This window comes from Sinomicrobium endophyticum (genome assembly GCF_052983315.1).
Window position 1 is genome coordinate 1 of the sequence record NZ_JBRKIS010000050.1, and the last position, 11053, is coordinate 11053.

The 11053-nt window shown below is 48.1% G+C and carries 1 protein-coding gene; it reads right to left on the reverse strand.

What is annotated here, in order from left to right; translation table 11 throughout:
* Positions 1-11053, reverse strand: an 11053-nt coding sequence (locus ACVBDU_RS19945; RefSeq protein ID WP_447181453.1) for an Ig-like domain-containing protein, incomplete at both ends; no start/stop codon positions are given.

Here is an 11053-nt window from a genome sequence, read left to right on the forward strand (position 1 = left end):
CTTCGAAACCAGGACCAGGTGTATAAGTCACTGCTCCGGTTACCGGATCAACTTCCACAGTTCCCTGGGTCGGCATGTCCACAATAGCTACCGAAATAGGATCGATCGGGGCATTACCGGCTTCATCGTTGGCTAATACATCTACTACTACAGGCATTTCTATCGGGGTTGTTGCCGTATCATCTACTGCCAACAGACCGCCGTTATCTCCGCCTACACTTACCGTTACCGTAGCTGCGTTGCTCGTGTAACCGTCTTCGTCTTTCATCGTATAGGTGAACGTATCGTCGCCTTCGAAACCAGGACCAGGTGTATAGGTTACTGCTCCTGTCACAGGATCAACTTCCACAGTTCCCTGGGTCGGCATGTCCACGATCGCTACCGAAGTAGGATCGATCGGGGCATTACCGGCTTCATCGTTGGCCAATACATCTACTACTACAGGCGTTTCCATCGGGGTTGTTGCCGTATCATCTACTGCTAACAGACCGCCGTTATCTCCGCCGACAGTTACGGTTACCGTAGCTACATTGGATTCGAAACCATTTTCATCTTTTACCGTATAGGTGAAAGTATCATCCCCTTCAAAAGCAGCAGCAGGAGTATAAGTCACCATACCGGTAACCGGATCCACTTCTGCCGTACCATTACCGGGAGCATCTATGATCATTACTGTTGCAGGATCGATAGGAGCTTCTCCCGGAATATCATTAGCCAGTACATCTATATCTACAGGTACATCAACCGGCGTATTGGCCACATCGTCTACCGCATTAATTAACTGGCAATCATCTCTTGCTATAAAGGTTATACTCTTACGGTCGGCTTCGGCGGTTTCACAGAAACCGTCACCGCTTACTCCTACACTATACGTATGTTCACCGGGAGCAAGTCCTGCAAGGGTCAAGACTCCGTCTTCACCACCTGCAACCATATCTCCTGCTTCGTCATACCAGTGGAATACAGGATTGGTTACCGTACTTCCGGGGGTAAGCGCAGCTGTTATAATTACATCCGGAGTAACATTGAGACAAACTTCTCCGTCTCCGTTTGTATTTTCTATTTCTATTCCGGCAATATCGCTGCCAGGTACCGTAGGTGTAATTTCCACGGAAACTTCGGCAAGATCTCCGGCCGGGTTTTCGCAACCATTGGCGCCTTCTACACTTACATAATAAGTATATGGGCTACTATCACTATCTAAACCACTTATGGTAAGCACACCGCCGGCGTCTATTGCATATGAAACATCTCCGTCACTGTCCCCGTCGGCTATAGGCTGCGTTTTATCCGCATCCGCATACCATCGGAATACAGTACCCTGTGCACTTGAAGGGGTAAGAACCACATCGTCATCGGCACAAACCGGATCTTCATTTCCGGTCACGGCGATATCACCTGCCCCGGGGCCATCGTTAACAATAACATCAAATGCTATTCGTTCCGGGCTAGGACATCCGGAAGCCTGATCCACAACTTCTATAAAGTATGTAAATTCACCGGTAACATCGGAAGGTACTTCAAAGTTACTTCCGGTATACAGCAACTCATCATCACTGTTATACCATCTGAGCACGGTACCGGCTGCAGGAGTTGCATTAACCACAAACTCTTCGCCTTCACATACTTCTACAGGATCGGGTATATCCAATTCCGGAGCGGCCTGTAATATTTGTGCTCCGTATATATCCACACTTTGCAATAAGGTGGCCACACCGGCCGTATTACGGATTTCAACCCTGTCATAGGCTCCGCTGGCAGGAATAAGTACCTGGCCACGTTCCCCACCGGTCAGTAAGCGAATTTCCAGGAGCGGGTTATTCAGACTGTACTGATCTACCTGTGTAGCTCCGTTGAACAGGGTAACCGTAATTGCTCCGAGAACATTGATATCTCCAAGTCCTACAGGCGTACCCATATCCACAAGGACACTGTCCCCGGCCTTACCGGTATGAGAGAATATAAGAGTCTGGTAAACCGATCCCGAAACAAGTCCGGCAGGCATTACCAGCCTTGTAAAGTTCTCCGTATCCTCATCAATGGAGTTTGTCGGATTCAGAACCGAACACAGCACACAACCGAGAGTTGTTCCGTTGATCTGTGAATCGGCTATATAACATTCTTCCGGTGGTGTCGGCAGGTCGGTAACATGGAGTACTACCTGTGTTATTTCAGATACGCAAGCTCCGTCTTCTATAACCACATAGTAAGTAAATGTACCTACTGTTCCTGTAGCCGGAACATAAGAGGTTCCTCTGAACACCTCCGCGGTAAGTTCTTCATCCGTATACCATACGACCTCACCTGTACCAGGATCGGTTACTTCGAAAGGATTCGCATCATCCCCAACCACTACGAACTGTTCGGGCGGCGTAACTACAGGCGCTGCCTGAGGCGCACCAACCGTTACTTCTACCTCGGCCAGGTCGCCGGCAGGGTTTTCACATAATTCGTCAGACTCCACACTTACATAGTATGTATACGTTCCTTCGGCAAGCCCGGAAAGTGTCAGTATTCCATCGGCTGAAACTCCATCTACGATCTCACCGGTTTTATCGGCGTTGGCATACCATCGGAATACCGGTTCGGTTATATCGGTAGTCGGAGTCAATACGAGGTCATCATATTCACATATTTCAGTTATTCCGTCTATATTTATATCGGCGGCGGAAGCATAATCCTTAACCGTTACGGTAACTTCCGTACGTGTAAGACTTACGCAATCGCCATCTCCGACAGCTTCTACATAATAAACCGCATCTCCTGTAACTGCTGTGAGTTCAAAGTTACTTCCTGTAAATACCGGAGTTCCTCCGGAAGCAGTCTCATACCAGTTATACTCCAGGTTACCCTGCGGGTTAAGTATGGACAATACGGCATCTTCCCCTTCACAAACCATTACATTGGACTCGGATACCTCAGGAGCTTCGAGCTCATTTCCTATGGTCACCTGTACTGTTGCCAGGTCACCGTCAAGGCTTCCGCATACATTGTCTCCGTCCAGGGTAACGTAGTAATTGATCACTGTTCCTTCGGCAAGGCCTTCAACAGTCATATCACTTCCGTTAACCGTATATGTAGCGCCGTCCAGTTCCATACCGTCGGTAATCTGCTGTGTACCTGCGGCATCCAAATACCAAGTAAAGACAGGGTTTTCGACAGTTATGGCAGAATTTACAGCTGCGGACAAGGCTACGGGAGAGCCAAGACATTGGCTGAGATCTCCCGGAAGTTCAATATCCTCCGCGGTTATCTGGTGCTGAACAGCTATGGTAGCCGCTACAGCCTCTTCCGCAGAACTTTCGCAGGTATCGTCGTTTTGAACTGTAATATAATATGTATACAATCCGGCTGTTAAACCGTTTTGTTCAAATACAGGTCCCGTAAATACCGGATCTCCTATGAGATCTTCATTATCATACCAGTTGAATACCGGAGCTGTAATGGTTGTACTGGCTGCTTCCAATACAGCAGTTTCTCCGAAGCAGATCACCTGATCGCTTGTTTGTATGTCTGCTGCAGTAGCTCCGGGTTTCACGATCACGGATACTTCCGCCAGGTCTCCCGCAACGTTTTCACAACCATCTTCACCATCTTTTACACTTACATAATAAGTATGTGTACCTACCGCTAATCCACTGATGGACAACTCTCCGTTATTTACTACGAAAGTCACTCCATCGGCATCGGCTACCGGGTTTTCTTTATTTACGTCTGTGTACCATGCAAATACCGGGTTGGCGATCTCTTCTGCCGTAGCAGTGATCAGCACATCCTCTTCTTCGCAATAGTCCGGATTATCGGTCTCCAAAGCAATATCGTCTGCTGTCGGAGCTTCGTTTACCTGGATAGTTACCGCGATACGGCCGGATTCTTCACAACCGTAACGTACAGGTTGTACGTATACGATATGTTCTCCGGGAGTCCAGTCGGCCGGAACTTCGAATTCGAGGTTACCTTCACCGATTACGTTACCACCATTGCGGGCATCGTACCATACATAAGTTGTACAGTCATCAGCCGGTGCGGTAAGGTTTACGGTTCCGCCCTGACAGGCTTCTACAACATTATCACCGGGATTATTACCTTCCAGCTGAATACCGGGAACGCGCTCTATCTCGTAAATATTAACTCCGGAAAGGGCTGAAACCAGTCCCCCGAGTTGTATGGAAATACGGTCAAAAGGCTGATCTACGGCAGTTGCCACCTCATACTGATTGCTTCCTCCGAGGAGTTTCAGGCTTAAAAGTCCTTCCTGAACCGATACTTCGTGTACCGGGGTGTTCCCCATATAAGCAACCATTTTAATTCCGGTCGCTACACCGAGATCCAGCAAACCGGCATCCTCATCGGCAAGAACCACACGAATGGAATCTCCGGGAACGGAAGGTGCACTATACAGCGTGGTAAGGTGGACATAACCGGCTACTCCTACATTCTGGCGTAAAGTTGCGGCGGTTTCTATATTACCATCAACGGCATTGTTTTCATTTTCTACTCCATTCAATGTCCCCAATGCACCGGAAGTACTTCCTGTCAATATGTCTTCTACAGGTTTACACTCAGCAAGTGTTTCTACCTGTTGATTTACATAAGCTTCATATATATCAACACTTCCTCCTACAGAGGCTAATAATGTTCTCGCAGTAACTCTAACAGCGTTAAATGTGGTTCCCGGATCAGGGACCACTATGTCCAAAACGTTTTCGCCAGACAAAAGATTAAGCAACACTCCTGAACTAAGTTGTACAGGCGTTCCTACCGCATCTGATCCGTTATAAGCCTGAACATCTATTCTTATGCTACCTAAAGCAAGTAGTACAGAAGTACCGATCTTAACATGTAACTCATCACCATTGGCAACATTAAACTGTTGGCCAAAATTCAATTGTTGATAATTACTACTTATCAATAAAAGCGGAACTGCGACCGTACTGTGTGTATCAAGATTGCCATCTATGGCATTCACATTGTTCTGCACTCCAAAAGCCGAAGAGGTTTCGCTAGTAGCATAGAGTCTATCATACGCCGGCAAGCACTCTATAGGAGGTGTAACCGAAAGTATGTTAAGTGTAATCTGTACCGGTGCAGATTCTTCGTTTGTATCCGGATCTCTTACTACAACATTATAGTTATATGTTCCTTCCGGCAATCCTACTCCGGCTACAAATTCCTCTCCAATATTCACTTCATTACCGTCAGTGTCATACCATACGATTATTCCATTCGGATAATCGGTAGAAGCGGTGAACAATGCGGTCTCCCCTTCGTTTATCGTAGCTTGTAATGGGTCTACAGTCGGAGGTAGTAACTCACCGGAAGCCGGTTCTACGGTTACTACAACTTCGGTCGGGTCAGATACTTCCCCGCTGTCGGGATCAGTTACCGTTACCGTATACACATGCTCCCCTACGGGAAGATCATCCGGTGTAGTAAACTCAGGTGTAGTTGCTACTTCATTGCCATCCGGATCGTACCAGATATAGGTTACGTCAGGATTGTCGTGACTGGCCGTAAAGGTCTCGGTTTCTCCTTCTTCAATAGTCGCTGCAGGTGGCGTTACCGTTGGTGGTAACAAAGTACCGGTCGGCACTACACTTACAGGCACTTCGGTTGGTGCAGATTCTTCTCCGCTGTCCGGATCGGTCACTGTTACCGTATAGGTATAATCTCCTACTGCGAGATCATCGGGTATTGTAAATTCGGGCGTAGTAGCCACTATATTGTCATCCGGATCGTACCAGGTATAGGTTACATCAGGATTGTCGTGACTGGCCGTAAAGGTTTCCGTATCGCCTACCATAACTGTGGCGGAAGGAGGGGTTACCGTCGGTGGCAACAAGGTGCCGGTAGACGGTTCTACGGTCACTACAACTTCGGTAGGATCAGATACTTCCCCGGTGTCCGGATCAGTTACCGTTACCGTATACACATGCTCTCCTACGGGAAGGTTATCCGGTGTAGTGAACTCAGGTGTTGTTGCCACTTCATTGCCATCCGGATCGTACCAGGTATAGGTTACATCAGGATCGTCAGGATGAGTAGCCGTAAAGGTCTCGGTCTCTCCTTCCTCTATAGTCGCAGCAGGCGGTGTTACTGTTGGCGATGCCAATCCGCTTGCGGGTTCCACCGTTACCGGTACTTCGGTCGGTATGGATTCCTCACCGGTATTCGGATCGGTTGCCGTAACTGTATACGTATGATCTCCTAACGGGAGGTCAGCAGGCGTAGTAAATTCAGGCGTTGTTGCCACCTCGTTACCATCCGGATCATACCATGTAAAGGTCACATCCGGGTTATCATGGCTGGCCGTAAAGGTCTCCGTATCTCCTTCGGGATAAGTCGCAGAAGGAGGGGTTACAGTCGGTGGTAACAGGTCTCCTGCGCCAATTACGGTTACAGGTACTTCGGTCGGGTCGGACACTTCTCCGGTATTCGGATCTGTTGCCGTTACCGTATATGTATGTTCTCCTACGGGAAGGTCCGCAGGGGTAGTAAATTCTGGTGTAGTTGCCACTTCATTACCATCCGGATCATACCATGTGAAGGTCACATCCGGGTTGTCATGACCGGCCGTAAAGGTTTCCGTATCGCCTTCGTTGAGTACTGCAGATTCCGGTGTCACCGTGGGTGGCGCCAAAGTACTTGCTGGTTCTACGGTTACCGGCACCTCTGTCGGGTCAGAGACTTCTCCGCTATTCGGGTCAGTCGCTGTCACTGTATAGGTATGGTTTCCTACGGGAAGATCGGCAGGAGTGGTAAATTGCGGAGTGGTTCCCACTTCATTACCATCCGGATCATACCATGTGAAGGTCACATCCGGGTTGTCATGTCCGGCCGTAAAGGTTTCCGTATCTCCTTCAGGATAAGTTGCCGAAGGCGGGGTCACTGTAGGCGGCAGAAGTGTACCTGCAGGTTCTACTGTTACCGGAACTTCGGTCGGATCGGACACTTCACCGCTATCCGGGTCAGTTGCTGTAACTGTATATACATATGCACCTATCGGAAGATCATTCGGTGTCGTAAACTCAGGCGTCGTTGCCACTTCATTGCCATCACCATCATACCAGGTGTACGTTACATCCGGATTGTCATGACTAGCCGTAAAGGTTTCCGTATCCCCTTCGGCAATTACCGCAGAAGGAGGATTTACGGCAGGCGGCAGCAATCCGCCACCCAGTGACTGTATGGTAACAGGTACTTCCGCAGGAGGCGAAACTACTCCTGTTACCGGGTCGGTTGCAGTCACCGTGTATGTATAGTCTCCTACCGGAAGATCGGCAGGTGTTGTGAATTCAGGTGTTGTAGCTACTACGTTTCCGTCCGGATCGTACCAGGTAAAGGTAACCCCGGGAACATCGTGTGTAGCGGTAAACGTCTGAGTATCTCCTTCATCTATAACGGCTGAAGGTGGCGTTACCGTAGGCGCATCCAATACAAGGGGTTCTACGGTCACCGGTATTTCCACAGGGTCGGATTCCGCTCCTGTTTCCGGGTCTCTTGTGGTAGCCGTGTATACATAATCTCCGGGCAGAAGATTATCGGGGATAGTAAATTCCGGACCTACAGCCACTTCATTGCCATCCGGATCGTACCAGACCACTTCGGTACCGTCGGGAGACGATCCATCGAAAGTCACGGTTTCTCCCTGGGTAATTGTTGCCCCTATCGGATCGATAACCGGTGGCATCAATACCATTACGGTTACTTCGGTGCGGGCCGGGCTTATACAGCTTTCTCCTGCAACAGCCTCTATATAATAAGAAGTATCCGCAGTAACACCGCTTACTTCAAAAGTATCTCCGGTATGCAGCAATTCACCGTCGGCAGCCGCATCGTACCAGTTATAGGTTAAATTTTCATCCGGATCGAGCACCTGTAAGGTAGCAGATCCTCCCGGGGCTGCCCATACATTGGCAGATACTGCCTGTGGCGCTTCCGGGCTTTCCAGTACGTTAACGGATACTTCGGTACGGGCAGAAGCCTCGTCGGTACAACCGTTTTTGGAAAGGGATACATAGAATGTATTTGTTCCGAGTTCGAGATTTGCGGCTTCGATAGTGAACGGATTACCCGATCCTACCAGGTTACCGCCGGTCTCGGCATCGTACCAGTTATATACGACATTTTCTGTCGGGAAATCTATTTCGAGGGTCACATCTTCACCCACACAGGCGGTCACATCCGATCCTCCGGCAATTACCGGGGATGGGGCTACACGGCCTATTTCATAGACATATAAACTTGATAAGGCAAGAGCAAGCCCTTCCCCCAATGATACTTGAATACGATTAAATTCCGTGTCTATTGGATAAGTGAGCACTTGCAGATCCCCACTACCAGGTAAAAGGCTTAATTTAAGAATACTCTCATCTAAATCAAGTGCTCCATTATCCTGGTTATCTAAATAAGTTCTTATAGTAAAACTACTTGCTAATAGACCAACGTCTAATAGCCCTCCTTCATTACGGAATACTAAACGAATAGAATCCCCAGGAGTAGATACCATTTGGTAAAGAGTAGTAACATGTGTTTTTGCATTGGCTACTCCCAAATTAACACGAAGGTGAGCAAAAGTAGTTTCATCACCGTCTGCAGCATTTTCTGGATCATCTACCGGATTTAAACCACCGGCAATACCACCGGAATTACCCCATAATATATCTGAAGGCTCATCACAAGCAACATTATCTCCTGGCTCATTGAAATATGCTCCATAAATATTAATCCCTCCTCCAAGAGCTATTCCATTATATCTTATTCGTACGCTATTATATGGTTCACCGGGTGCAGGCAATACAATATCAGCCTGATCAGCACCATTCAAAAGCCCTATCAAACTACTCAATTGTATAGCTTCTCCTACAGGAGTGTCTCCATTATAGGTTTGTAAAGTTAATCCTGTTGCCAAACTTAATAACCCTGTTTCTGTCCCCACCTTAACATGTACCGGATCATCAGGACCTGGTTGTTGAGTAGTAAAGTCTAATTTTTGCCATACTTCACCTAATGCAGTAATACCCATTGTTGAATAACTATCTTTGTCATCGTCTGCGGCATTTTCCTCGTTACTCATCGTATACAAAGGGGCTCCAAGCAATTCAGTCCCTCCAAAATCTTGTCCATCCGCATATACTCTAACCATCGGAATCCCTGCTACAGGAGCATCCATAACCATTACGGTCACCGGGTATCTTTCGGGCTCCACGAAACCGTCACGGCTTACTTCTACATAATACGTTGTGTTTTCCGTCAGTTCCGGAGTAGTCAATTCGTTTCCTGTAGCTATGGGGGCTCCACCTTCCTCTGCCGCATACCATGCCAGGCTGGTTTCTGCAACCGGCTCTGCTACTACTGTAGTAGATGTTCCCGGTGTTGTTACAAGCCCGGAAACTATATTCGGTTTTACAAACTGTATCCTTGCTCCGTACACCCTGAGGTTACTGAACAGGTCTACCAAAGCAGATGAATTCAGTTGCAGACGGTCAAAATCGGCACCCGGGGTAAAGGTCACCACATACTGATCTGTGGAACCGGGCAACAATTGCAGATTTAATAAGGCTGCATCATCCGTAAGGTCATCATTGGCATTTTCACCGTTAAAGCTTTGCAGGGTAAGCCCGTCGAAAAGACTGGCATCAATAATACCACCGCCAAGGCCAACTACCAATTGTATATTATCTCCGAGAAGTCCCTGAAGCGGGAAGTCGAAGAGGTTCATCTGAATTCCTCCGGCAACACCTGCAGTCTGGTTCAGTACTGCATAAGTGGTAGGATCTCCATCCGCTGCGTTATCCGGATTGGTTACATTACAGATCAGGCATCCTCCGAAAACACTCCAGTCCTGCGCCAATGCCCATGTATCATTCGTAGCATTTACGGTCACAGGGAAACGTTGCGGATCTACAAAACCGTCCCGGCTGATCTCTATATAATATGTGATATTTTCATCTAAGGTTGGTGTGGTAAAAGAATTACCGGTTGCTATCGGCTCTCCGCCTTCCGCATCGGCAAACCACTCCAGGGTTGTTCCTCCATTGGGGGATAATTCCACGGTTGTAGAGGTTCCGGGCATGGTTATATTACCGGAAACTATATCCGGATCCGGTAATTTTATTCTTGCCCCGTAAATCTGAATATTAGTCAGGGCTGCCAGCAACGACTGGAATTCTACCCGGACTTTATCGAATTCCGCATCGGGATTAAAGACAAAGGCATACTGATCACTGGTTCCGGGCAGGAGGTTAACACTTAACAAATTGGAAAGCCCGATAGGTTCTCCTGCATTGGTGTCGCCATCCATAGCCTGAAAAGTCAGCCCTCCAAGTAAGCTGGCATCGATAATTCCACTTCCTATACCTAATACTACTTGTATGTGATCTCCCTGCTGAGCGCGGAAAGGGAACCCTGAAAGTTCCTGCCATACGGAACCTCCTACTCCAACCGGTATATTTAACTGGGAGAAGGTGGTCAGGTTAGCATCTACCGCATTGTCAGGATCTATAACATCACACAACAGGCACGGAGCTACAGTTCCATTAGTCTGCAACGTAGCCCAAAGCCCACTTTCCGGGAATTCTCCCCCGGGAACATCCTGTGCCCTGTCCAGTTCATAAACATGCAGTCCTTCAAAAGCACTGGCTAGTCCCGAATCAAACGATACTTCTATACGGTTGAACGGTACGTTCACCGGGTAGATCAACTCGTAAACATCCGTAGTACCCGGGAATAATGATAACTGGATCAGTTCCGGGTCTAAAGTCAACTCGCTGTTGGCATCGTTATTATTATAGGTTCGTATGCGGATATTATCTGACAATACCGAAGCATCGATCAATCCGCCTTCTTCTCTTTGCAACAACACCCTGACGCCATCGCCCTCTACGGACAAGGTCGGGTATAAAGCGGTAATGTGAACACCTTCACTAAGCACGGCAAGGTTAGCCCTTAAATGTGCAAAAGTAGTATCATCACCGTCAAAGGCATTTGCAACATCACGTACAAAATTGGCTGTACTGGCTATATCACCACCTGTCCCCCAAAGCACGTCCAC